The 23,847-nt window shown below is 42.1% G+C and carries 20 protein-coding genes, 1 pseudogene and 1 riboswitch; of the genes and pseudogenes, 14 read left to right on the top strand and 7 right to left on the bottom strand.

Features of this window, described 5'->3' with window-relative positions; all coding sequences use genetic code 11:
- Window positions 1–57 precede the first annotated feature (57 nt).
- A complete protein-coding gene (locus IEW69_RS13430; RefSeq protein ID WP_188627387.1) occupies window positions 58–837 on the bottom strand; it encodes an XRE family transcriptional regulator in 780 nt (259 codons plus the stop codon).
- Between the two features lie 134 nt (window positions 838–971).
- Here IEW69_RS13430 and IEW69_RS13425 point away from each other — a divergent pair, with 134 nt between their 5' ends.
- On the top strand, window positions 972–1,322 hold the full coding sequence (locus IEW69_RS13425; RefSeq protein WP_188627386.1) for a GIY-YIG nuclease family protein: 351 nt from the start codon (window positions 972–974) through the stop codon (window positions 1,320–1,322).
- Window positions 1,323–1,386: 64 nt separating this feature from the next.
- On the opposite strand, the gene IEW69_RS13420 is transcribed toward IEW69_RS13425, so the two are convergent.
- Together IEW69_RS13420 and IEW69_RS13415 are read right to left on the bottom strand one after the other, a co-directional pair.
- Window positions 1,387–4,518: a peptidase MA family metallohydrolase gene (locus IEW69_RS13420; RefSeq protein ID WP_188627385.1), complete on the bottom strand. Its 3,132-nt coding sequence runs from the start codon at window positions 4,516–4,518 to the stop codon at window positions 1,387–1,389.
- Window positions 4,519–4,531: 13 nt separating this feature from the next.
- The gene (locus IEW69_RS13415) at window positions 4,532–6,988 is read right to left on the bottom strand and encodes a penicillin-binding protein 1A (protein WP_188627384.1); all 2,457 of its coding nucleotides are present in this window, start codon (window positions 6,986–6,988) and stop codon (window positions 4,532–4,534) included.
- A gap of 191 nt (window positions 6,989–7,179) precedes the next feature.
- A riboswitch (cobalamin riboswitch) is annotated at window positions 7,180–7,375 on the top strand.
- Between the two features lie 91 nt (window positions 7,376–7,466).
- Between IEW69_RS13415 and IEW69_RS13410 the strand changes: the two genes are divergently transcribed.
- The 3 genes and pseudogenes from IEW69_RS13410 to IEW69_RS13400 all read left to right on the top strand — a co-directional run.
- The gene (locus IEW69_RS13410; protein ID WP_188627383.1) at window positions 7,467–9,338 is read left to right on the top strand and encodes a TonB-dependent receptor plug domain-containing protein; all 1,872 of its coding nucleotides are present in this window, start codon (window positions 7,467–7,469) and stop codon (window positions 9,336–9,338) included.
- Between the two features lie 32 nt (window positions 9,339–9,370).
- The gene (locus IEW69_RS13405) at window positions 9,371–9,973 is read left to right on the top strand and encodes a DUF6580 family putative transport protein (protein WP_188627382.1); all 603 of its coding nucleotides are present in this window, start codon (window positions 9,371–9,373) and stop codon (window positions 9,971–9,973) included.
- A 77-nt stretch (window positions 9,974–10,050) separates the two neighbouring features.
- A pseudogene (locus IEW69_RS13400) lies at window positions 10,051–10,143 on the top strand (NAD-dependent deacylase); the annotation flags it as partial.
- Window positions 10,144–10,178: 35 nt separating this feature from the next.
- Here the strand turns inward: IEW69_RS13400 and IEW69_RS13395 are convergent.
- Window positions 10,179–10,466, bottom strand: coding sequence for a hypothetical protein (locus IEW69_RS13395; RefSeq protein ID WP_188627381.1), 288 nt, complete (start codon window positions 10,464–10,466; stop codon window positions 10,179–10,181).
- Between the two features lie 111 nt (window positions 10,467–10,577).
- On the opposite strand from IEW69_RS13395, the gene IEW69_RS13390 reads away from it, so the two are divergent.
- The 4 genes from IEW69_RS13390 (at window position 10,578) to IEW69_RS13375 (ending at window position 14,486) form a co-directional block, all read left to right on the top strand.
- Window positions 10,578–11,138, top strand: a complete 561-nt coding sequence (locus IEW69_RS13390; RefSeq protein ID WP_188627380.1) for a pyridoxamine 5'-phosphate oxidase family protein — start codon at window positions 10,578–10,580, stop codon at window positions 11,136–11,138.
- A 90-nt stretch (window positions 11,139–11,228) separates the two neighbouring features.
- Window positions 11,229–12,389: an ergothioneine biosynthesis protein EgtB gene (gene egtB, locus IEW69_RS13385; RefSeq protein WP_188627379.1), complete on the top strand. Its 1,161-nt coding sequence runs from the start codon at window positions 11,229–11,231 to the stop codon at window positions 12,387–12,389.
- Complete coding sequence (locus IEW69_RS13380) at window positions 12,382–13,323, top strand: L-histidine N(alpha)-methyltransferase (protein ID WP_188627378.1); 942 nt, start codon at window positions 12,382–12,384, stop codon at window positions 13,321–13,323. Before egtB ends, IEW69_RS13380 begins: the two co-directional genes overlap by 8 nt.
- Window positions 13,308–14,486 carry a lycopene cyclase family protein gene (locus tag IEW69_RS13375; protein WP_188627377.1) on the top strand — a complete coding sequence of 393 codons (1,179 nt, stop codon included), beginning with the start codon at window positions 13,308–13,310 and terminating at the stop codon, window positions 14,484–14,486. The genes IEW69_RS13380 and IEW69_RS13375 overlap by 16 nt, the downstream gene beginning before the upstream one ends.
- Before the next feature lie 78 nt (window positions 14,487–14,564).
- Here IEW69_RS13375 and IEW69_RS13370 read toward each other — a convergent pair whose 3' ends face one another.
- The 3 genes from IEW69_RS13370 to IEW69_RS13360 form a co-directional block, all read right to left on the bottom strand.
- On the bottom strand, window positions 14,565–15,896 hold the full coding sequence (locus tag IEW69_RS13370; protein WP_188627376.1) for an OmpA family protein: 1,332 nt from the start codon (window positions 15,894–15,896) through the stop codon (window positions 14,565–14,567).
- A 258-nt stretch (window positions 15,897–16,154) separates the two neighbouring features.
- The gene (locus tag IEW69_RS13365) at window positions 16,155–17,549 is read right to left on the bottom strand and encodes an MBL fold metallo-hydrolase (protein ID WP_188627375.1); all 1,395 of its coding nucleotides are present in this window, start codon (window positions 17,547–17,549) and stop codon (window positions 16,155–16,157) included.
- A 147-nt stretch (window positions 17,550–17,696) separates the two neighbouring features.
- Window positions 17,697–17,903 (bottom strand): cold-shock protein, encoded by a 207-nt coding sequence (locus IEW69_RS13360; RefSeq protein WP_188627374.1) that lies wholly within the window; start codon window positions 17,901–17,903, stop codon window positions 17,697–17,699.
- 96 nt (window positions 17,904–17,999) lie between these two features.
- Here IEW69_RS13360 and IEW69_RS13355 point away from each other — a divergent pair, with 96 nt between their 5' ends.
- The 6 genes from IEW69_RS13355 to IEW69_RS13330 all read left to right on the top strand — a co-directional run bounded on the left by IEW69_RS13355 (window position 18,000) and on the right by IEW69_RS13330 (window position 23,841).
- Window positions 18,000–18,257 carry a hypothetical protein gene (locus IEW69_RS13355; protein WP_188627373.1) on the top strand — a complete coding sequence of 86 codons (258 nt, stop codon included), beginning with the start codon at window positions 18,000–18,002 and terminating at the stop codon, window positions 18,255–18,257.
- A gap of 57 nt (window positions 18,258–18,314) precedes the next feature.
- Window positions 18,315–18,800: a YMGG-like glycine zipper-containing protein gene (locus IEW69_RS13350; protein ID WP_188627372.1), complete on the top strand. Its 486-nt coding sequence runs from the start codon at window positions 18,315–18,317 to the stop codon at window positions 18,798–18,800.
- A 703-nt stretch (window positions 18,801–19,503) separates the two neighbouring features.
- Window positions 19,504–19,890, top strand: coding sequence for a response regulator (locus tag IEW69_RS13345; RefSeq protein WP_188627371.1), 387 nt, complete (start codon window positions 19,504–19,506; stop codon window positions 19,888–19,890).
- A complete protein-coding gene (locus IEW69_RS13340; protein ID WP_188627370.1) occupies window positions 19,887–20,957 on the top strand; it encodes a sugar transferase in 1,071 nt (356 codons plus the stop codon). Before IEW69_RS13345 ends, IEW69_RS13340 begins: the two co-directional genes overlap by 4 nt.
- A 46-nt stretch (window positions 20,958–21,003) precedes the next feature.
- Window positions 21,004–21,684, top strand: coding sequence for a TolC family protein (locus tag IEW69_RS13335; RefSeq protein ID WP_188627369.1), 681 nt, complete (start codon window positions 21,004–21,006; stop codon window positions 21,682–21,684).
- 12 nt (window positions 21,685–21,696) lie between these two features.
- Window positions 21,697–23,841, top strand: a complete 2,145-nt coding sequence (locus IEW69_RS13330) for an exopolysaccharide transport family protein (RefSeq protein WP_188627368.1) — start codon at window positions 21,697–21,699, stop codon at window positions 23,839–23,841.
- The last annotated feature ends 6 nt before the right edge of the window (window positions 23,842–23,847 follow it).

The raw sequence follows: 23,847 nt of genomic DNA, 5'->3' as shown, positions 1-23,847 counted from the left end.
ATAAATGCTCGGATAAGTTTAATGCTTATATGTTAAAATATGTTAACGCTTGATCGGTCAGTTATTCTTGTTTAGGTTTTGAAGTGACTTTTGCATTTGTGCCATCATCTGGGTAAGGGTCTCAATCGACGGATCTGCACTGGCTTCTGGTAAGCTGGTTGTGAAATAAGCTTTAGCTTTCCAGATTTCAAGAATGTCATCAGATGCGATGAAATATGGATCGTACATTTTATTGTCAGATACCAGCTTCAGCTCTTTATTCTCCTTGAACTTGTTACCCGCGCGTTTGTAGACAACGCCTTCATTTTTACTGATGACGATGTAGGTTTCTCCCGGCTTGATCTCTGACCAGTTCTCCAGGTATTCTCCAACCACGATACTGCCGGGTTGGATAGGTAACATCGAATCACCCATAATCTCGAACCCGCGGAATGTGCCTTGCTTTAGGGTTGGTAGGGGAAGCTGAAACTTCGGCAAATCCTTGATGTATTCCGGGTCTGAAAAGCCATTCAAATATCCAGCACTTGCCTTTACTGGTACAAGTTCAATGTTCTCATTATCGTCTCTATCCACTGAAATACTAAGCACCCTCAGGTTTGATCCTTGTGCTTGTGTCTTCGGTTTCCACTTATCATTGATTGTATCGTTGATAAACTCATCAATGGTTAATTCGTAGAAGTCTGCTATTTTCTTTAGTAACTCATATTTCGGTTCTGCACGGTCTTCTTCGTATGCTCCGACCAGCGAACGCTTAATCCCCAAGGCATCAGCGAATTGCTGCTGGGTCATTCCTTTTTTCTTTCTTAAGTATTTCAGGTTGGACGAAATATTCGACATAAAATAAAAGTTTATAAAATGTTTGTTTGTACTAAAATAGTTAGTATTATTGTACCAATAAAGTTAGTAATATTTATTTGCAAAGCAAAGTTGTATACTAATTTAATTAGTTGTAACCCTAAACCCTTAATAAGATGAAAAAATTTGTTTACATCGTAACCGACAGAAACAGAACCAGTCTTCATGTTGGAATGAGTGCTGACTTAATTAAGACGCTTGACTTTTACAAGACGATGCCGAGTTTGTTTTTCGACAGTGGTATGCAGCTGACCAGGTTGGTCTATTTCGAAGAGTTTAAGACGGAAGAACAAGCGTTAAGCAGATTTAAGGTTGTTAGCCGTTTCACGAGAATGCAAAAGGAGCGACTGGTAAGATCCTGCAATCCTGATTGGATAGATTTGACTATCGGTTTAGATTTCGAACACATCATGATAAATAAGCCCTTGAGCATGCAGGTGAAACTGCCACTAGGAAGCCTGTCATAAAAAATGCGAATCCCTTGTGGAATTCGCATTGAATAGAAATGGAGCTGTAACCTGTGTATGGCTGCTACCAGCCTGGCGCGAAAGTTAATCCGAACACGCCGGCTTTAACATCTTTACGCTGGAATGGGAAAGCGTAATATGGTTCCAATACAAAGTAGCCAAACATGTTTACCCTAAGGGAAACGCCCGCACTTAAAGCTGGAACACGTTCTCTTGGACGGCCACTTTCAAGAAGCTCACCGCTTGGTTGTCCTTTAAATTTGACTGTCGAGTATTCGTCCCATGCAAGCCCGGCATCAAAAAATAGGTTGAGGTCGGAGATCAGGAACCTTGATGGAATTTGAGCCAACTGCTTAGGTCCGGTGAAAGGTAGTCGCACTTCAAAGTTGAATACCGCCATCTTACTACCGGAAAGCTGGTTGATGTCGAAAGTTCCGACTTGTGCACTGTTGCTGTTGTAGAATGAATTTGCTTCATAGCCACGAATCAAATACGGGTAGCCAACATATAGCGGGTAGAGGTTTTCTCCATCTTCACCAAGGCGCATATAGGAGAATGCTCTAGCAGCAAAGGTAACCGGCTTAGCACGTACATACTTGCGTAAGTCGATGTTTACTGCGCTGAACTGATAGTCTCCAAAGTACTGTTCACCCGATACACGGTAGCGGAAGCCGTCCAATGGAGCTGTAAGTCCCATGACGGAGTTATCTCCAACAAAACCGGCATTTACCTGAAAAATATTAAATGAACGCAGCGTGATGCCTAGCTCACGGCTTGCTTGCTCAGTCGGTATTTTCTTACGGTCTGAACCTAGATAACCGCCCACATAGCCATCAATATTCTGATAGTAATTGCTCCATCGGTCTACACGATAGCTGTACTGCGAAACCGCACTTCCTGCTTCAAACCTGTGCACTTTACTAAATGGATAAGCTGCAAATACCTGCGCTTGGTTCTCGAAGGTCCGGATGATGTTCGTTCTTTCATTATAGACAGGTACGGTTGTATTTGGATCGTTGGTCGGTAGTTCCTCCATAGCGATATCCCGGAAACCGGTGAGGTAGGGGATGTGCGAAAGTGCAAAGCCCCAGTTTATCCGGTTCGCCTGATTGATATAACCCGCCAGACCTCCGAAGTCCTGAATCTCTCCATTTATGGAAACATTGGCTATGATCTGATTTCTGCCCAGAATATCACTGAACATACCGACAACACCACCTTGAACACCCGTTCCAAAGCGACTTGTGGAAACACCTACACCGCTGTTCGCAAGGTAATCCAGCTTGAATTTTGGCTTATATGGAATGGTCCGTAATGAATCCTGAAGCACTTGCTCGTAGTTACTAAAATTCTGCAGGTTATTGTTTACCATGGTTGAACCCGTGTTCTCAAATGGCGGCAACACTGCAGCACTGAAATTTACATCGTTGGCATCAACAGCCTTGGAATTGAAGTTACTTAGGGAAGCATTGTACAGGGTATAACGCTGCGCTCTGTAGTAGCTGTAAATGATTTCATCATTCCTGGAAACGGTAATGGCTGGAGAGAACTCCGTAATACCACTTATCCCGGTGAAGTAGTCCGTCAGTTGGTTCAGACCACCTGAATCTAGATTATATTCATACAAGTTTCTAAATCCATCCCTGTTGGACAGGAAGAATATTCTTTTGCTATCCCCTGAAAATACTGCGTTTAAGTTGTTTGCACCCTCAAAAACAGGTATGTTTCTAACGGCTTTAGTACTTAGATCTAGTATCGCTAGATTCAATGGGTATGTAGCTGCTTTTAAACCTTTGGAAACTCCGGCACGGTCGGAGGAGAAAACAAGGTGTTTTCCATCTGGCGAGTAGTTCGGTGCATAATCCGAATATTCATTATTTGTTAGTTGCGCTACATTCTTGCTGTCCAGGTTGTAGGCGAAAATATCACTCTGACCTTCAACCATACCTGAGAATGCTATTGTCGTTCCATCCGGTGACCAGGTTAGGTTTCCAAATTGTTCTACATCACCCATGCCGGTTTGTAGCAATGTTTTTCCTTTGCTCACATCGACAATCATGAGCTGATTTCGTCCCTGACTGAATATACTAAAGGCGAATTTCTTACTGTCTGGCGACCAGGCGCCTGCAGATTCAAGAAAGTTGAAGTCATCAATGTGAGAGTTCGTAGCCTGGCTGCTTAGCTTCCTGATAATCTTACCTGTCTTTGCATCTGCAAGGAACAAGTCAATGCCAAACAAATCCTTCTCCGACAAGAACGCCAGGTATTTGCCGTCGGGCGAAATGGCCGGTGCAACGTTCATGTTTCCACCGTTCTTGTTGTCGACGATTTTAGTGCCCCTGATTTTAACCTGGCTACTATCTGTCTTCAACATCGGACGATAATGCGCTTCGATGGCCTGCTTCCACAAGCCGGAAAGTGACTTATCATCAAAGCCCAGGGTAAAGCGAAGTGCGTTTTCGTACCCGTATTTGGCTGTGTTTTTCAACAAGGGCACAATCGTGCTATCACCGTAAGTAGACCCTACGAAGGTCCAGAAGGCCTGGCCATAGCGGTAGGGGAAGTATCGGTTTGAATTCGTAAGATCTTTTAGCGAGGGAATGTCACGGTTCAGCAATGCATCACGCATCCACATGGATGTGAATGCATCCGTTTTTCCGATAGACATATATTCTGCCATACCTTCCACCATCCAAAGTGGAACCTGGCTAACATTCTCCAGGCTCAATGAGTCAGTTTCCAGGAGCGTGTGGTACTGGAAAGCGTGGACCAACTCGTGACCAAGTACGTGACGTGTCTGGTTGCCAAGCTCCATTACGGGCATGATTACCCGGTTTTTCAAGGCTTCCGTTACCCCGCCCGTACCTATGCTTACCTCGCCATTGAGTGCTGTTGTTTGCTGGAAGTCCGGGTGGTTGTTGTAAAGGATAATTGGGTTTTTCTTTTGAAAGGTATCCAGAAATATGGATTGATGCATTTTGTACCAGGTCTCGGCATCTTGCGCATATCTCTTGATAAATTTCTCATTTTTCAGGTAGTAATAAATTTCGAAGTTCGGTGTTTGTAGCACCTTGAAGTCCTCGTTTTTATACCTGACGCGGTTCTGTCCAAAGCTTTGTGCTTTGATGCTGGAAGCGGTAAATGTAATGATTGCTGCAGTAGCCGCAATCTTGAATAAAGTACCTGTTTTTCTCATACAAGCTCAAGTATTATGTATCTCCCTGGTTATTCTTTTTGGCATCTTTTTCCTGCTGGCGCTGTTTTCTTCTGAGTTCCCGTTCTTCTTTGCGCGTCAATGGAGCTTCAGAAGTGTTGGGTCTCTGCTGGGCAGGGTCTGAATTTCTTCTTGCTTCCGTCCTCACCGTTTCTTCCACCGGTTCACTTACCGGCTCTTCGATAGGCATTGGCTCAAGGTCAACGGAATCTACAACTGTCGTGTCTGTCGCTGTTGTATCAGGTACGTATCTCGGAGTCGGACAGTTGTATTGTTTCGTGATTTCTACAGTAGGCTTCGGAAACTGTCCGAAGGTGTATCCGGAGTTAGGATCCTTGTAAACCTTTTCCATGAACTTCGCGAAGATCGGAAGTGCAGTCCGAGATCCTTCACCGGTTTCGCCGTTCTTGAAGTGCGCAGTACGCTCATCGCAGCCCACCCATACACCTGTCACAAGATCTTTGGTAATGCCCATGTACCAGGCATCAACATAGTCGGATGAAGTACCAGTTTTACCACCAATCTGGTTGTTTTTCTTCCATAGATCCCATTCCCAAAGTGCCTGAGAGGTTCCCCCTGGCTCTTCCATACCACCACGGAACATGTATAACATCAGCCATGCAATCTCTTCAGACAATACACGCTTCGTTTTAGGTTTAAAATCTTCGATCAGGTTATCATCCAGGTCTGTGATCTTTTCTATTAAAATAGGATCCGTTTTCACACCCTTGTTTAGGAAGGTACCATAAGCACGGACCATCTCGAAAACGCTAACATCGTTTGGACCGAGACTCACCGAGGGTACTGACTGCAATGGGCTTTCAATCCCGCATTCATGCGCCCACTTCACTACATTGTCCCAGCCTACGTCTTCCGTTACCTGTGCGGTAATGGTATTTACCGACCTCGCCATCGCAAGTCTTAGCGACATAGTTTGATACGTTGAACCCCAGCTTGCGTTCCTCGGCTCCCAGGTTTCTTTCTTCCCATGTTCATCATAACTGATCTTTACAGGCTTATCTACGTAGGTGTCGCAAGGGGTCATGCCACTTTGCAAAGCAGCCAGATAGGCGAAAGGCTTGAAGGTAGATCCCGCCTGACGTTTCGCCTGGTTCACGTGGTCGTATTTAAAGAAACGGTGATTGATACCACCAACCCAAACTTTGATCTTTCCGTTGAAAGGATCCAGCGTCATCATACCCGTATTTAAGATCTTACCGTAGTATCGGATAGAGTCCAATGTTGAAAACGTCGTATCTCTCGTGCCGTTCCAGGAGAAGACTTTCATCTTCTTCTTTTTGTTGAAATAAGCAGTCACAGAATCAGGGTCATTGGGAAACTTCTTTTGAAGCATCGCATAAATCTTTAGGTTCCGCATGGCACGGTCCGGGTAATCCACTTTCTTTTTCTCGGAGTCATACCAGGGATCTTCCTTGCCCCAGACATTGTAGAACCGCTTTTGCAGTATCTTCATCTGATCCGCAACAGCTTCTTCAGCGTATTGCTGTAAGCGGGAATCAATTGTTGTATAGATCTTTAAACCATCTTCATGTAGGTCGTAGTCATTTTCCTCGCACCACTTCTCGAGGTATTTGGCCGCAGCAGTACGCAGGTATGAGTCACCATCACTGCTTTCTTCAATGTCACCAGCCTTAAGCTGCACAGGTGTTTCTTTGAAAGACTGAAATTCCGCTTGTGTGATGTAGTTGTACTTCGCCATCTGCGCTAGCGCAACATTCCTTCTATCTAGTGCATTCTTCGGATTACGGATGGGATTATACAGCGTGGTACCCTTTAGCATACCTACCAGCATCGCTGATTCGGGCACAGTAAGCTGATCTGTTTCCCGGTCAAAGTAAGTTCTGGCTGCAGTCTTAATTCCGTACGCATTGTTACCAAATGAAACGGTATTTAGGTACATGGTTAAAATGTCGTTTTTCGTATAATTAGATTCTAATTTAACAGCAGTCATCCATTCCTTCAGCTTTGAAACGATGGTTCTTACCAATGGGATTTTACCCGTAAAGCCTTGTGACTTATTATATCTTGTGCGGTAAAGATTCTTCGCAAGTTGCTGTGTAATTGTACTTCCGCCGCGTTTATCTCCAGTTGCGGTAGAGATTCCGCTGGATAATAATGAACGGAAGTCAATACCCATATGATCATAGAAGCGAACATCTTCAGTTGCAATGAGCGCATTCACAACGCTCGGTGCAATTTCCTTGAAGTCTACTGGTGTGCGGTTTTCCTTGAAGTAACGCCCGATGAGTTTTCCGTCTGCGGTATAAAGTTCAGATCCAACACGCTGGGTTGGTGCTTTGATGTCGGTGTAAGAAGGGGAGTATCCGAACAACCATAAGAAATTCACTTGTAAGGCGCAGAAGAAGATGATGACAGCAAAAATAAATATTAGTGTATAACGTATGAATTTATTCCCGATTTCTCTAAACATAGGTTTAAGGTCAGTATATGATGGTTGTAGGTTATATATGGTTGCAAATTAACGTAATTAAATTACTAAAATTTTAGGGAAGAACTAAATATTAGCGCGTTCACCTACATCGCGCGGCCATTTAAATCCCCGCACACAGGAAAACCTCGCGTATAGGTGGTTGAGATCTTTGCTTCACACTGGAATATTTATACATTTGCGTCGATTTTGGTTCTCCATAGATCGTCAGCTTTATGGAGATTAAAAGGGAATACGGTGAAATTCCGTAACTGTCCCGCAGCTGTAAGCTCTATTAACGAAACATTCATCCAGGCCACTGTTTAATAAAATGGGAAGGCGTTTGTTTCGGGAGTAAGTCAGAAGACCTGCCACAAGTATTTATTTCATAGCTTTCGGGGATTGAAGCTGGAGATGGGTTCGTAGTGTACAGACTGCTCATTTCTTTTATTCTACTGCTTGCTGTGCTTAAACCACAGAGATGAACAAAAAACAGAAAATCTATGCCATTGCAGGCTTTGGGCTTGCACAATTCCTTTCCTTAACTCCAGCTTTCGCGCAGGACAGCAAATCACTTGATGAAGTGGTGATCATGACCACAAAGAACGATCAGAAACAAAGTCAAACCGGTAAAGTCGTGAACATCATTACCCGGGAACAGCTCGAACGCAGCGCGGGTAAAACGCTGCCTGAACTATTAAGTGAGCAGGCAGGTGTCATTGTAGGTGGTGCCACAAGTAATCAAGGCTTAAACAAAGGCCTGTTTATAAGAGGTGCTGGAAGCGCCTATGCGGTTGTGCTCATCGATGGAATTCCGGTAGCCAATCCTTCCGGTGCGGGTTCGGCATTCGACCTCCGGATGTTTGGTATCGACCAGATCGATCACATTGAGATCATTAAAGGTGGGCAGTCAACCATTTACGGCTCAGACGCAGTCGCTGGTGTAATCAACATCATCACCAAAAAAGGAAAAACCGATGTTAGCAGTGTGTTTGGAAATGCTACTGCCGGATCATACGACAGCTATAAAGGTACCATCGGCATCAACAGTAACGTGTCTGGTTTCTCTTATAACATCGGGTACACGCAAGCTAAAACAGCAGGTATCTCTGAAGCTGCAGATTCAACCGGTACAGCTGCACCACTCGAAAAAGATGGTAACCGCACCGCTGCTTTAAACGCCAACTTTTCATTACAGGCCACCGAAGCTTTGAGCATTAGCCCTTTCTTCAGGTACTTTTATGGCAGGTATGACTTCGACGGCGGATCGTTCGTTGATAACCCAACCAACCAATACAAGACCAAGCACTACAACACAGGCCTTAACACACAGTATAAGTTTGCCACAGGTAAGATCAATCTTAATTATAGCTACGAAAGCACCTGGAATGATACCAAAAACCAATATGGTGTGAGCCAATCGGAGGGCAAGATGAACCTCATAGATCTCTATTACAGTCAGCAACTTGGAAGTCACCTTACCTTACTTGTTGGCCTGGATAACAGGTTAACCAAGCTGGAGGGCAGCTATACCGCTAAGGCAAACCTCTTCAGTACTTACGGCTCCCTATTATTACATGACCTCAAAGGATTTAATCTGGAAGTTGGCGGCCGCTACAATAACCATGACGAGTATGGTGATAATTACACCTATAGTGTTACGCCGTCATATGATATTGCCAGCTTTATCAAGGTATTTGGAACGGTTTCCACAAACTTCAAAGCACCGACGTTAGACATGTTGTTCGGCTTGTATGGTGCCAACCTAGCATTGAAACCAGAGCACTCTCAAAACTACGAAGCAGGATTCGCACTGAAGTCGAATAATAATAACATAAGCTTACGACTTAGTGCTTTTCAGCGTGATTTAACGGATGCTATTGTATACGGTAATATGGGGTACGTGAATCAACTTAGCCAGAAAGCGAAAGGATTTGAGCTCGAACCAAGGGTAAAGTACAAGCAATTTACAGCAACAGGCTTTTATGCCTACGTTGAAGGAACGGAATTCAACTTTGTGAACAATCAAACAGAGAACACGCTGTTCAGAAGACCAAAGCACACCGTAGGCGTGAACCTGGGCCTTCAGGCAACAAGAAGTCTCTTTCTGAGCACCAACTTCAAACATCTCGGTAAACGTACCGATGGAGATTTCGACTTTAACAATCCACACGTGGTAACCATGCCGGCATTCAGCTTAGTAGATATCTATGGCGAATACAAAGTGTATAAGTCTCAACTTAGATTGTTCGTCGACCTAAAGAACATATTCGATAAACAGTACAACGAATATTATGGCTACAATGCTATGGGCTTCAACATGAATGCAGGGCTTGCTTTTAATTTCAGATAAAATTGATAATTTTGTATAAACAATAAATTCAAATGGCAAATATCAAATTCAATCCACGTACACTTACCTTAATCCTGTTTATTGTGATTATTGGTTTGTCCAGAGTGTTACTTCCGATGTTCGGCGATCTAGGCGCAATAGCAAACTACTCGGCTGTAGGTGCATTGGCAATCTTTGGTGGCGCTTATTTCAATAACAACTTGAAATCCTTCAGCTTACCTATACTTACATTGCTTCTGAGTGATGTTTTATTATCACTAACAGTATATAAATCTTCCAGTAACCAATTTCTATATGAAGGCTGGTATTGGGTTTATGGTGCATTTGCACTGATGGTTTTAGCTGGTAAGCTGATTATGAACAAAGTAAATGTGCTCAGCTTCCTTACGGCGACACTTGCATCAGTAATGATTCACTGGATTCTAACTGATTTTGGTATCTGGTATGGTTCTGCAACGTATCCTCAAACCCTTGCAGGTTTCTGGACAGTGCTGGCAGCTGCTATCCCTTTCGAGTTCCGCTTTATGTACGGTACGCTGGGTTACGGTATTGTGATGTTCGGCCTGTTTGAAGTACTGAAGATGAAATTCCCAGTTTTGAATTACAACAAGAACAAGCAAGCTTTAACAGCTTAACAATCATACAAAATAGAAAGCCCCTTTTGTTCGTTCAAAAGGGGCTTTCTATTTTTAAGAGAATTATAAATTTTGCTATGAAGAAGAGAATTGTTGTATTAACCGGCGCAGGCATAAGCGCTGAAAGTGGGCTTAAAATCTTTAGAGATGCAGATGGACTATGGGAAGGCCAGTTCAGTAAGCTGCTGGATCTTCTAAAACTATCTTAACCTGCTGTCTGTAAAACTTCGTCGATGGCCGCGCCAGCTTCTTTCGCGAAGGCATCATCCAGCGTAATCGCAATGTGATCGCTATCGGCCACAGGAATGTAGTAGGGCAGGTCTCCAGCGGCTATATCGTCCTTTTCCAAGAGTTTCCAGTCGCCCTGCGCATTTTTCTCCACGGCACTTAGCACCGCTGCATAGTAGATAATCTTGTAATATCCTTCATCCGTAGGGAGCACGGTGAGACTCACTTGCTCCGGTGCCTTTATTCTTATGTTAAATGGATCCATGCAGCATAAACCCTGCGGGACAAAGAATGTTTTTCCCAGCGACACTGCAAAATTAGGCTGGTGATAAACAATCCTATGGGTAGGGTGTTAATATCGTTAAAACATTTACACATGGAAAATACGCAAAACTCAAGGGATAGTTCAAACAATACCCAACCAACTGAAGAGCATATTAAAACGTTGCAAGGCAATGAGGCACTTGAAAAGATGAAGTCCCTTGCTACCAAAGCGGAGAATTGCTTTTTCTGTACAAACATCAAAACCGGGCTGCCTGCATCCATTCGCCCAATGAACGTACTTCAAGTAGATGATGAAGGGAGTCTTTGGTTTATGAGTATGAAAGACAGCAAGAAGAATAACGAAATCTCTAGTGATCCTTTCACGCACGTGCTATTTCAGGAAAACACCAATTCCGGATTTCTCAATGTATATGGCATCACCGAGATCAGCACAGATCAGGCTAAAATCGATGAGCTTTGGAAGCCATTGTTGAAGGTTTGGTTCCAGGGTGGTAAAGATGATCCGAACATCACTTTATTGAAAGTAGTACCTACAAATGTTTATTATTGGGATAATAAACACGGTGATGTAGTTGCTTTCGCTAAAATGGCTGCTTCAGTAATTACCGGAAAGACAATGGACGATTCTATCGAGGGTAACCTTGACTTCTAGTCCTCTTGACATACAAAGCACAACAATCAGGCATATCGTTGTTTCATTCAAGCAACGATATGCCTATATTTATTTGATCTCTAATATATAATGAATACGATTTCTACGCAATACCTACAAACAAGAGCCAGGAGTGTTGATATCTGTTCAAGATTAGAGAAGGAGGACTACGTTGTACAACCCGTTGTTGATGTAAGTCCACCCAAATGGCACCTCGGCCATACCACCTGGTTTTTCGAAACCTTCATACTCCTCCCACATTTTCAAGACTATAAGGTGTTTCATCCGGAGTATCACTTCGTGTTTAACAGCTATTACGAAGCGCTTGGTGCACGCGTGATCAGAACAGATCGGGGAAACCTAAGCCGACCTACGGTAGATGATGTTTACCGCTACAGGGCATATGTAGACGAGGCCATGCTTCGTTTCCTGGAATCAGTCGTAGAATCCACGCCCTTATATGTCCTTATGGAATTGGGACTGAATCATGAGGCACAACATCAGGAATTACTATGGTACGACATCAAGTATATTTTGGGTCATAATCCTTTGTTCCCGGCATACGCAACGCAAAATATTGAGCAAGGCATTACCTCAACCGATAGCGATTGGATTCACATAGAAGCAGGCGTTTACGAAATTGGCTATGAAGGAAACGCATTCCACTTTGATAATGAGAGCGGGAAACATCGTGTATTCCTTGAAGCCTATGCAATCGCGACGGATCTGATCTCCAACAAAGAATATCTGGAGTTTATTGAAGATGGCGGGTATCAACGCTTTGAATTTTGGCATGCAGAAGGCTGGGAGTGGGTACAAACCAACAAGATTACCGCCCCATTATATTGGCATAACATAGATGGAAACTGGCAACGATATGGGTTAGGGGGATTACAACCTTTAGTAATTCAGGAACCTGTGATGCATATTTCATATTATGAAGCCTGGGCTTTCTCGCAGTGGAAGGGTATGAGACTACCGACCGAGTTTGAATGGGAGGTCGCCGCTGCCAAATTTAACTGGGGGAAACTATGGGAATGGACAGAAAGTGCTTACTTACCGTATCCAGGGTTTAAGCGCGTGCCTGGCCCCGAAGGTGAGTACAATGGCAAGTTTATGGTGAACCAGAAAGTGCTTAGAGGTGCCTCCATCGCCACGTCACCAGATCATAGTCGCCCCACTTACCGGAATTTTTTCCATCCGCATCTCCGCTGGATGTTCAGCGGAATCAGACTAGCAAAACATGAATGAACAATTTCTAAATGACGTCGTAACTGGACTAAGTGCAAAAACTAAGAAGCTAAACTCCAAATACTTCTACGACGATGAAGGCGACGTGCTCTTCCAAAAGATCATGCAATCCGAAGAGTATTACCTCACAGATTGTGAGTATGAGATATTCAAGGGGAAATCGCCAGCCCTTGCAGGGGTCTTCATAGACCAGCTAAAATCATTTGAACTGCTGGAGTTGGGTGCAGGTGATGCTTCCAAAACCAAGTTTCTCCTTGAAGCATTGGTAAACCGAAAGGCAGATTTCACCTATATGCCTATCGATATCTCCGGTTCAATGATCACTTACCTGGAGGACAATTTGCCTTCAAAAATCCCCGGATTAAAGGTCACCGGTCTAAACGGCGAGTATTTCCCAATGCTGGAAAAGGTGAAAACCATATCTTCCCGGAAGAAGGCTGTTTTATTTCTCGGCGGAAACATCGGGAATATGGATCCGGATGATGCCCTTGCGTTCTGCAAACAACTGCATGCATCCTTAAACCCAGGCGATTACGTCCTTATGGGCTTTGACCTCAGGAAGAATCCGCATGCCATTTTCAATGCCTACAACGACAAGGCCGGATATACCAAAGCTTTCAATCTGAATCTCCTTAAACGTATCAACAATGAGCTTGGTGCTGACTTTCAGTTGGCAGATTTCGAGCATTATAACAGTTACGACCCCTTAACAGGCGCATGTCGCAGTTTTCTGGTTAGCCTCAAAGCGCAGCAGGTCAATTTAGATGGACAAGCCTTTCATTTCAAAGCGAATGAAGTCATAGACATGGAGATTTCTCAAAAATATTCTATGGAAGAAATTTACGATCTCGGAAATCAGGCTAACTTTGAAGTGGTGGAAACCTTCTTTGATTCAAAAGAATGGTTCCTCGACATGCTATGGAAGGTAACCTAAAACAGGCGCTAAGTTGTGATATTCTAATTTGTGGAGCAGGACTTGCCGGACTCAGTCTGGCATACCGCGGCATCGAATCTGGTAAGTGGCTTAACGAAAAGATTTTTATTGTAGACCCTTCCATCAAAGCAGAAAACGATAAGACCTGGTCCTTCTGGAAAAAAGAAAAGGGGCCATTTGATGATTTGATTTTTAAATCATGGACGAACTTGTCCGTTTTTTCCAACGCCGGGGAGAAGATTAACCTTGAGACCGGAAATTATACCTACAACTCCATTCGGAGTGTGGATTTCTATCACCATACACGAACTTATCTGAAAGCGCAACCGAATGTGACTTTTATCCACGAGGCCGTACAGCGTTTGCATACAAATGCGGATGGCTGTCTGGCAGAAACCGATCAATATGAGATCAAGGCCAGGTATGCCTTTAACTCGATCTACGAAAAGCCAGTCTTAAAATCCTCCACGCAGTATTTTCTTCAGCACTTTAAAGGTGTCATCATTAAATGCCCTGAAATTCAGATGGCGGAGCATGAAGCCTTTTTGATGGATTACAGAACCGATCAAACTAACGGAACGACTTTCCTCTACACACTTCCGCTAGGGAATAACGAGCTCTTTGTAGAATATACCTTGTTCTCCAAGCAGCTGCTTGAACAATCCGCGTACGATGATGCAATAGAGAAGTATCTGAAATCCATTCTGAAGCTGACAAAATATGAAATCCTGCATAAGGAATACGGGGTAATACCTATGACGGACCACGATTTCAATAGATTTGATGGTCACATAGTAAACATTGGTACGATGGGGGGCGATACCCGAGGTGCAACAGGTTATACCTTTGCTAATGTTCAGAAAACAATAACCAACATCCTGGCAGCATGGTCGGGGAGTGGGGATTTAAACCTATGGAAAGAGAACATAAGTGCCAAACACAAACTGTACGACGCCATTATGTTGAACGTCTTGAATGATGGAAACTATGCGGGGCATGAGCTTTTTCGCGATCTCTTCAAGAATGCTAAAGCGCATTACATCTTCAAATTCCTGGATGCTGAAACCGGCATCAGTGAAGATTTAAGCATCATCACCAGCCTAAAACCAATGCCCTTTTTAAAAGCACTATCGAAAGTACTGCGTTCCAAAATCAGTAACTAAAAACATCAATAAAAATATCGGTAAATAGAAAAAGGCCACTCACTGAGCGGCCTTTTTTTATTCGAGTGTTTCAGTTGATTAAAACAAGCTGAATTCTACACGTCTGTTTTGTTGACGACCTTCCGCTGTTGCGTTAGATGCAATTGGCTGGTTTGGTCCGTAACCTGTAGCTTCGATTCTTGATGCATTTGCACCTTTAGAAACTAAGTAAGCTTTAACCGCTTCTGCACGATCTTTAGATAGTCTTAAGTTCAATGCCATTGAACCAGTATTATCTGTGTGACCTGCAAGTTTAAGACTGAAGTTTTTCTCTACCAACAGTGCTGCAACGCGATCAAGAGTAGAGTATGATTTAGATGCAATAGTTGCTTTACCTAATTCGAACTCTAAGTTTTTAATTGCTTCGTTAACCACTTTACGATCTGCTTCAGTCACGATTACACGTTCTCTAACAACAGTAGTAGGGCCTTTCAAAGGACAACCAGATCCATCAACTACAGTTCCTGCAGTAGTACCTGCACATTTATCAAATTTGTTAGCTACACCATCATTATCATCATCACCAAGCTCTTGCATTAAAGCTTCTCTGTCTCTGGCTGCATTTTGTTCTGCTGTAGATAATGCTCTTCTTAGTTCAGCGCTTTCTGCTGCTGATGCTTCACGAAGTGCTGCTACTGCGCTGTAGTTTGCTAATTGAGAAGTTCCTTTTTTACCAAGTGCAATTTCGATACCTGCATGTGCATAAGAGAAATTGTCATTTCTGTTTCCAGATACATAACCATCGAAGTTATCATCCTTAACAAAGTTCACGGTGTATCCAAGGTCTAAGTTTACTGCTTTTGTTAAGCCAAATTTTAAACCTGCACCGATTGGAACGAACCAATCTTCAGTATAACCTTTACCACCACCAACGATTCCGGTAGTTTCAGCGTTTGAAGACATGTAACCAATACCACCAGTTACATATGGTGAAAGTACGCTACGTTTCTGGTTCATGCTAAGGTTAGCAATGGTGAAGTTACCACTTACACTAGCTGCCCATTCTACATGTGATTTGAATCTTGAATCTGCAAGCTCAGTTCCTGTACCTGCAGTTGTTGATGGGGTAGTTGCCCTAAGGCCTTCTACATTACCAGCAAGGAAGTCTGCCTGAATACCGAAAGATGGAATGATCTGCTTTTTAATATAACCACCATAGCCCCAGTTTTCAGTTGGTGTACTAAAGTCGTTGTTCTTACCGCGGAAAACCGTATGTGGCGTTAACATACCACCGTGTAATCCGATAGACCAGGTACGAAAATCTTTTTTAGAGAATCTGTCTGCTGCAGATGTTGAGTCTTGGGCAAATAATCCGGATGATAATCCTACTAAGGATAAGATCATGGCCGATTTGGTAATTTTTGAATTCATGTTTAAACAGTTAGATGTGTATTTATAATCTTTACTGCTCAGGTGTATGTAATAACCCTGCCAAATAAAATAAATGTTTTTTTAATATTTTAAACAGCTATTAAACAATGAATTATGCGCTTTAATGCAGAAAATGCGGATGCAAATTGATTTTAACTGGCATCCGGAAAAGTGTATAAATTTTAGTACAAATGACAAATATATTTTGATTTATCAGGTATATTGCTTATTAAAAGATAGCCCAAATTAACTGAGGACTTAAAGCGTGTACTTGTAACCCTTAATGGCGATATCACATTTATAGTTAAGTTCTGTTAAAGCGGATTGTAGGGACTCCATGCTTTTACGCTCACCATGTACCAGGAAGATGTTTTTCAGTTGCTCTGGTGATTGCGTGGTTACGGTGTTGAGCAAATCCTGATGATCTCCGTGGCCGCTGAGTAAGTCTGTCTGCTTAATGCTTGCATAGACCATCAGGTCCCTGCCTCTTAAGCGAACAATCGGGTCGCCCCTTAAAAGTCGGTTGCCCAATGTACCCGGTGCGCAATACCCTATAAACAGGATTGTACAGTAGTAATTCTGGATGTTGTGAAAAAGATGGTCCTGAATCCGTCCACCTTCAAGCATACCTGCTGATGAAATGATGATACAAGGCTCATGGTAATTGGAGATGGAGATACTCTCTTTTTTATCCGTTACATAGGAAAGCGACTCGAAGTCGAACTCATCACCTTCACGGTTATAGAAGTCTTTAGCTTCATCATTCACGAGGTCATGATGTTTGCGGTAGATATCCGTTGCATAATTTGCCATTGGGCTATCCACAAAAATCTGAACTCTTGGTAGCAGGCCTTTGCTGAAAATCTTGTTCAGCGAAAAAACGAGTGCCTGGGTTCTGCCTATGCTGAAGGCTGGAATGATGAGTCGTCCGGGATACTTGATGCAAGCCTCCTCAATGCTTTTCACTAGTTTGTCTTCTAGCGACTCCTCCTTTGTGTGCATCTTACCACCATATGTGGATTCCAATACCAAGTAGTCGACCGGCGGCAAAGGTTCTGGATCTACAAGAACCGGGTAGTTTTTTCTACCGATGTCCCCGGAGAAAGCAATCTTCTTTGTTGTACCCTGATCTTCCACTTCAATGATGGCCGCTGCCGCACCAAGAAGATGGCCCACCGGTATAAAGGTGATCGCCGCTTTTTCATGGAACTGGAACCGTTTATGAAACCCGATGGTAACAAAGCGCTCTACGGTGTCGTTCACATGTTTCTGCAGGTACAATGGGGGAGGTCCAGAGGATTGTTGCCGGCGCCCTCTGCCTCTTCCACTTTTCTTTTGCTTGGAGAGAAAGATGTTCACAGCATCCATCAGCAGTATTTCCGTAAGATCAGCCGTTGCAGGCGTACATAGCACCTGACCTTGGAAGCCCATCCGCACCAGTGTCGGCAAGTTACCTGTATGATCTATATGTGCATGGGTAAGCACAACGAGGTCTAACGTAGTGGGATCGAAGGGGAAGTTTTGATTTTCTTCCTGGTAGGTATCTCTTTCGTAATCCAACCCACAATCGATCAGTATTTTATAGTTATCAAATTCCAGCAGGTGCATGCTTCCCGTCACTTGTTCTGCTGCACCCCAAACCGTTAATTCCATATCGTCGTTATATCAGCCGAAGCTGTATGATGTAAACGCATTGAAGGGCTAAATAGCATCTTCATGCGCAAAATGATGGCATTTCTATTAAACCAAAAAAGGGTATGCTTACGCAAACCCTTTAAGATCTTGGATGTGTTTAACAGGTTAGAGTACTGTTACATTAGAGGCTTCCGGGCCTTTTTTTCCGTCATTTAATTCAAATTCAACGCTATCACCTTCATTTAGTTCTCTGAATGAATCACCTGCGATTGCTGAAAAATGTACGAAAATATCTTTGCCTCCTTGTTCTGGAGTGATAAATCCAAAGCCTTTCGCTGAATTAAACCATTTTACTTTTCCTGTTGTACGCATATTGTATTATCTATATTTCCGGTGAAAATAGAGATTTGACATCAGTAATGCAAACCTAGCATTGGAAAGATTGTTCTGTTTATTAAAATGTTGATTATGGAAACATCAAATTCAAACGAAAACATGGCGCAAAATCCTTCAGCAGGTGAAAGCCTTATACCGGATCCAAAACCGGAATTGCAGCATGACGAACAAGACAACCTGGGCCTGGATGCAGATCGTTCTTCAGACAACCAGACCTTGTCCCGCAGGTATAACATCGATAATGATGTGATCTCCGGAAATCCGGACGGTGAGGACGATCGTCGCGATTCCGATGAAACCCGTGGTTCTTCTCCGTTAATGGATAAGTAAGAAATATTTTGGCACTATATTTTCTATAATGTCGTACGACACAACAAAATTAGAATTATGAAAAATTTATTTGCCATATTGTTTATTGCCCTGGCGATGTCTTCTTGTTCAAACAAAGAAAAAGAAGAGGCCGCAAAACAAGCTGCAATCGCTGCAGTGAAGGACAGCATTAGGTTAGACAGCTTCAGACGCGCTGACGCTGAGAACAAGGCTAAACTAGCAGAAGCTGAAACTAAAAGAGCAGAAGCTGTGCAAAAACAAGCGGAAGAAAAACGATTGATGATGTTGGCTGAAGAGCGTAGCGCAGCTAATGCACCGGCAGTTACATCGACCAGTTCTTCAACTACAACGACTTCTACTCAGAAGAAAGGCTGGAGTTCGGCTGCTAAAGGTACTGCAATTGGTGCGGGTGCCGGTGCGCTAGGTGGTGCCTTGATCGATAAGAAAAAGGGTAGAGGTGCTATTATTGGTGGTGTAGTTGGTGCAGGTACTGGTTACATTATTGGTAGAGATAAGGATAAAAAATCCGGAAGAGCAGATTAGCATATTGGATATTTCCTGATGAAGGGAGTATGATTTAACAGCTCAGTCTATCTTAGGCTGAGCTGTTTTTGCTACACAGTATTATACATATTGTTGCATATAGGGGCTTTTTAAAGGCCCCTTTTTTATGGGGGTTATTTTGCGGTGGTATTTAGATTTTTGGAGGTAGGGGTGTTAGAGGGGCAGGTTTTGTGTGGGACTTCGAGTATTTCTCCAACTGTTGTTTTTACGGTTGTGGTTTAAAGTGAATTGGTTCTGCAACTGTATAGGTGTATTAGGGAAAAGGTTGCCCGGTGTATAGTAATCATCGGGGTTAAGGATATGCAATATGTGTTTGATGTCGGAAGGAGGGTTTCTGAATAGAATTGAGGCAAGCGCACAAGAGACGCACACCTAACGCACACCAGACGCACACCTAGCGCACAAATTACGTGTGATCAGTGTGCGTTTGATGTGCGTCTCATCTTTGGTTTAGGTCAATTCAGAAAGGAATCCTAGGTGCATTGCATGGTAACAAAGGTCTTCACGCCGAGATTTATGATTCAGAAGCAGAATATCCCAAACCTTGGTTCAGATGTATAATAGCTTTGGGTATTTTCACATATTTTCATTTTTTATACACAGTGTATAAAACAGCGAAAAAATATTCCTAAGTTTGTGAAATATTGGTGTTTAACTCTATAACGCTTTTTTATAATCATCCATGGAGAGTAGTGCAAAAACGAGAAAGGTAATTCTTATAATTGATGATGAACCTAGTATACTTAAGCTACTAAATTTCATCCTCTCCTCAACTTACGACCTTACAATCAAGACCAGTGGGATAGAGGCAATCGCCTGGTTAGAAGAGGGGAACGACCCTGATCTGATCATTTCCGATCTTATGATGCCGTATTTCGACGGCAGTTTATTGATAAAGAATTTAAAAGTCAGTGGCTTATATAGAAATACTCCTGTAATCCTATTGTCTGGTGCAGATGACCTTGCTGAAAAGGTTGACGCTATGCCATTCACTGTAGACAGCTTTTTACAAAAACCTTTTAATCCGACAGCATTAAAGGCATCCATCTCAGAATTACTCACCTCATGATTTCAACTGAAACTATTCCTAAAATTACCGCCAGAATTGTTTATTATGGCAATTTGTTGAAGAGCACTATTTTTGAAGATGCGGCAAATTATAGTCTTGAACACTTCGACCATCCTTTGAAGTTCAAAGTGTACCTTGATAATAGATCCCTATTGTCGCTGCCTGATATTTTGATTATAGAGGTGGACGATAATAAAGATTGTTTTGAGCAGGTTAAGTACATTAAGAGTAATCCTTTATTACAGGGATTAATCGTAGTGCTTGCGGGTATAAAAGAGGATAAAAACTGGAGGAACAAAGCGCTGCAGTTTAAGGTTAATGATTATTATACCTATCCATTTCCTCTGGAAGACTTCTTTGAGCGCCTTAATTTTCTGATTAAGTTTAAGTTGATCAAGCCTAAGTTGCTGGAGCTCTCTAAGCAAATGGATGTGGAATATCAGGTACCATTGATGAAACGGGCATTTGATGTCGTTGCTTCTGGTATGGGACTGTTGGTGCTGTCACCACTTCTCTTACTTACCGCATTATGTGTAAGGTTAGAATCCCCTGGGCCGATAATTTATAAGAGTAAGCGTGTGGGTGCAGGCTACAAGATCTTTGATTTCTATAAATTCAGATCCATGCGTAACGATGCGGATAAGATGATAGATGCCATCTCAGATTTGAATCAATATGGCGGTGATGATGCGCAATCTAAATCTGCTTTCGTGAAGTTTAAGAACGATCCACGCGTTACAAAGGTTGGAAAGTTCTTACGTAAAACCAGTATTGATGAGCTTCCGCAATTGCTTAATGTATTTATGGGCGATATGTCGCTTGTTGGAAACCGACCATTGCCCCTTTATGAAGCTGAGCAGTTAACGACAAACGAATGGTCTACGCGATTCTTGGGTCCTGCAGGTTTGACTGGTCTGTGGCAGATTAGTAAGCGTGGCCAGAAGGAAATGTCGGATCAGGAGCGTAAGGAGTTAGATAACTACTATGCGGCTAATTACTCCGTTTTTCTGGATCTTAAGATTATTTTAAAGACTATCCCTGCTTTGATTCAGAAGGAAAGTGTATAATACCATTAACCTCATTTCGCTCAATTAATCAACTCAAATAACGTTCATGAAAAAGATTTTCCCAATCTCATTCTTCCTTTTATTACTTACGACTTTTATCAGTCATGCACAAGAGTCTATCTTAAAAGACATTAACTATTCAGACCTTCAGAAATATATAGATCTGGCGAGGGTGAACTTTCCTCAAATGAAAATTGCCGAAGCAAAGAAGGAACTTGTTAAAACAGGAATTCCAATTGCGCAAGCGTCTTATCTAGATATTTTGAATGCATCTTACTTCTATCGTCCGGAAAATAAGTCTGTATTAGACCCTGTAAATCCTTATAATTTTAACGGATTTCAGTTCGGAGTAAGTGTCAATGTTGGGAATTTGCTTCAAATACCTTTCGAGGTGAAACGAGCAAAAGCCGATTATAAAGTTGCTGTTCTTGAAGCTCAGCAAAATGACAAAGCCGTTGAAATGGAGGTCAAAAGAAGGTACTATGACTATATTAGGCAGATAAGCCAGCTTAAAATTGCGACTAAAAGTGCACAAGACAATAAAGGTGTAAGTGAAAGCCTTCGCAATAAATTCGAAAAGGGCGAGATTACACTTGATGCCTATAACCAATCAAGACTAAATCAATCAACATCAGATTCTGATAAGGTAGAAGCGGAAGTAAATTACTTGAAGGCCAAGGATTTACTTGAAGAAATAATAGGTGTAAAGCTCACTGATATTAAATAAAGGTAATAATTGATGGACATAAAACTATTTTTAAAATTAGTAAATAGATACAAATGGCTGCTGATGATTGTTCCAGTAATAGCTGCCACTGTAACCTACTTCTTAACAAAAAATTTACCGAAAAAGTATCGTTCGGAAGCACAGCTTTCGACGGGAATACTTGATCCTTCAAAAAAACTCGTTTCTAGTGGAGCAACAGACTTCTTTGCTGTAAGTCAACAGTTTAGCGGAATAATTGAAAAACTAAAGGCTAAAAAGATTTTGGATTTACTATCTTATCATCTAATGATCCATGATCTTCAGAATTCGTCACGCCCATTTAGAAGCTATAGTAAGCAGCTGGATTCTTTGAACGAAGAACAGAAAATTGACCTGCTGAACACAATCAAGGCTAGACTTTCAAAAAAATCGATTCTTACTTTGGCGGATAACAAAGGCAAGTATAGGTTGTATGATATTATCAACAATATGGGCTATGGAGAAGAAGACCTTGCCGACAAAATTGAAATATCCCATGTTGAAAATAGTGATTTCATTGACATAGGTTTTGTTTCAGAAAATCCAGACTTGTCTGCTTACGTTGTGAATACCCTCGCCGCCGAGTTCATTCATAACTATAGTTCGGATATAAATACTAATCAAAATGTATCGCTTGGAGTACTTGATTCTTTGTTGAAACAAAAAGAGGCGGTTATGAACGAGAAGAATCGTGCACTTTCAGAATTCAAGAGAACGAAAGGGGTGTTGAACTTAGATGAGCAGTCAGCAACAGTATATGCGCAAATCTCCCGGTATGAAGTTGAAAGGACCCAAGCCTTAAGAGAAATTCAATCTAGTCGTGGAGCGATCGCGGTGATTGAAGGGAAACTAAGAGGTAGTGACCCTTATGTAAGAGGAAGTAGCAGAAATGATAATCAAGAAATCATAAGGTTAAAGAGGCAATTAGAAAATGCGAATGCCAGTTATATTGATAACAATTTTAACGCAAGGGATCAAAAGAAAGTGGATTCTTTGACTAGAATAATTAGTGAAAAGAGTGCACGAAACATAGATGAAAATGTATTAGACCCGAGAACATCAAAACAAGGCTTAGTACAGCAAAAATTATCGTTGGAAATTGCGCTCCAGCAGGCCAAAAGCAGCATTAAGACCTTGGATAATCAACTTTCAATATTGCGTGGAAGGTATAAGAACATGGTTCCATTTGATGCCGATATACAAAATTATCAAAGAGAAGCTGATCTTGCGACTAAAGAATACATGGCAGCGCTGGATATTTACAATACTAATAGTGCAAAACAAAAATTAGGTCTACAATTACAGATAGAGCAATACGGTCTATCAGGCAATCCAGAACCCTCAAAGGAGGTCTTGTATATTGCCGGAGCAGGTCTCTCAAGTGTGTTTCTATGTTTTTCATTTTTGTTGGTCTTATTTGTTTCAGATAAGTCTATCACTACGGTCAGCCAACTTGAGCAAGTTACTGGCTCAAAGGCTATAGGTGTGATTAACCTAATTGAAGGAAATGATCGTGAGGTTAGAAGTATTTGGGCTAATAAAAACAAGAACATCAATTATCAAAATTTTAAAGACTTGTTGAGGTCACTTCGTTTCGAAATCAATAGTCGGCTGGATGAACGAGAAACTAAGATTCTAGGTATAACGAGTCTTGTTGATGGAGAAGGAAAGACCTTTCTTGCTTATAGCCTAGCTTATGCATTTGCGATGACTGGAAAGAAAATCTTATTAATTGCAGATGACCAACCATTACCAACAACGGGAGGTAAAGATCTTTCTATTAGTCAAAATTTCCAGAAGTTTTTGATAAAGAAGGAAGTACATGTTGAAGACTTAATAACGGTAATGAATAAGACCACGGAAAAAAACTCACTTTTTGAAATTCAAAATATCAAAAACTTAAAATCGGGATTTGATGTTCTTCGTCGTGAATTCGACCTTATCATTATTGATATCAATAGCTTAGGTGAGATGAACATCACTAAAGAATGGCTTTTGTTCACTGAACAAACTGTTTGTGTCTACGAGTCGGGAAGAGCTTTAACTAATGCAGATAAGAAGTTTATTGAGGTAATAAATAGTCATCCTGGTTTTATTGGTTGGATACTAAACAAGTATAAGAGTGATGAAGTTGCCTAGCTTGTG

Source organism: Pedobacter quisquiliarum (assembly GCF_014642175.1).
Lineage (GTDB): Bacteria > Bacteroidota > Bacteroidia > Sphingobacteriales > Sphingobacteriaceae > Pedobacter > Pedobacter quisquiliarum.
This window is presented reverse-complemented; position numbering and strand designations above follow the sequence as displayed.

What these genes read in the sequence shown, in the direction of transcription:
- IEW69_RS13430 (WP_188627387.1), bottom strand. Translation starts at nt 837, where the DNA reads ATGTCGAATATTTCGTCCAACCTGAAATACTTAAGAAAGAAAAAAGGA.
- IEW69_RS13425 (WP_188627386.1), top strand. Translation starts at nt 972, where the DNA reads ATGAAAAAATTTGTTTACATCGTAACCGACAGAAACAGAACCAGTCTT.
- IEW69_RS13420 (WP_188627385.1), bottom strand. Translation starts at nt 4,518, where the DNA reads ATGAGAAAAACAGGTACTTTATTCAAGATTGCGGCTACTGCAGCAATC.
- IEW69_RS13415 (WP_188627384.1), bottom strand. Translation starts at nt 6,988, where the DNA reads ATGTTTAGAGAAATCGGGAATAAATTCATACGTTATACACTAATATTT.
- IEW69_RS13410 (WP_188627383.1), top strand. Translation starts at nt 7,467, where the DNA reads ATGAACAAAAAACAGAAAATCTATGCCATTGCAGGCTTTGGGCTTGCA.
- IEW69_RS13405 (WP_188627382.1), top strand. Translation starts at nt 9,371, where the DNA reads ATGGCAAATATCAAATTCAATCCACGTACACTTACCTTAATCCTGTTT.
- IEW69_RS13395 (WP_188627381.1), bottom strand. Translation starts at nt 10,466, where the DNA reads ATGGATCCATTTAACATAAGAATAAAGGCACCGGAGCAAGTGAGTCTC.
- IEW69_RS13390 (WP_188627380.1), top strand. Translation starts at nt 10,578, where the DNA reads ATGGAAAATACGCAAAACTCAAGGGATAGTTCAAACAATACCCAACCA.
- egtB (WP_188627379.1), top strand. Translation starts at nt 11,229, where the DNA reads ATGAATACGATTTCTACGCAATACCTACAAACAAGAGCCAGGAGTGTT.
- IEW69_RS13380 (WP_188627378.1), top strand. Translation starts at nt 12,382, where the DNA reads ATGAATGAACAATTTCTAAATGACGTCGTAACTGGACTAAGTGCAAAA.
- IEW69_RS13375 (WP_188627377.1), top strand. Translation starts at nt 13,308, where the DNA reads ATGGAAGGTAACCTAAAACAGGCGCTAAGTTGTGATATTCTAATTTGT.
- IEW69_RS13370 (WP_188627376.1), bottom strand. Translation starts at nt 15,896, where the DNA reads ATGAATTCAAAAATTACCAAATCGGCCATGATCTTATCCTTAGTAGGA.
- IEW69_RS13365 (WP_188627375.1), bottom strand. Translation starts at nt 17,549, where the DNA reads ATGGAATTAACGGTTTGGGGTGCAGCAGAACAAGTGACGGGAAGCATG.
- IEW69_RS13360 (WP_188627374.1), bottom strand. Translation starts at nt 17,903, where the DNA reads ATGCGTACAACAGGAAAAGTAAAATGGTTTAATTCAGCGAAAGGCTTT.
- IEW69_RS13355 (WP_188627373.1), top strand. Translation starts at nt 18,000, where the DNA reads ATGGAAACATCAAATTCAAACGAAAACATGGCGCAAAATCCTTCAGCA.
- IEW69_RS13350 (WP_188627372.1), top strand. Translation starts at nt 18,315, where the DNA reads ATGAAAAATTTATTTGCCATATTGTTTATTGCCCTGGCGATGTCTTCT.
- IEW69_RS13345 (WP_188627371.1), top strand. Translation starts at nt 19,504, where the DNA reads ATGGAGAGTAGTGCAAAAACGAGAAAGGTAATTCTTATAATTGATGAT.
- IEW69_RS13340 (WP_188627370.1), top strand. Translation starts at nt 19,887, where the DNA reads ATGATTTCAACTGAAACTATTCCTAAAATTACCGCCAGAATTGTTTAT.
- IEW69_RS13335 (WP_188627369.1), top strand. Translation starts at nt 21,004, where the DNA reads ATGAAAAAGATTTTCCCAATCTCATTCTTCCTTTTATTACTTACGACT.
- IEW69_RS13330 (WP_188627368.1), top strand. Translation starts at nt 21,697, where the DNA reads ATGGACATAAAACTATTTTTAAAATTAGTAAATAGATACAAATGGCTG.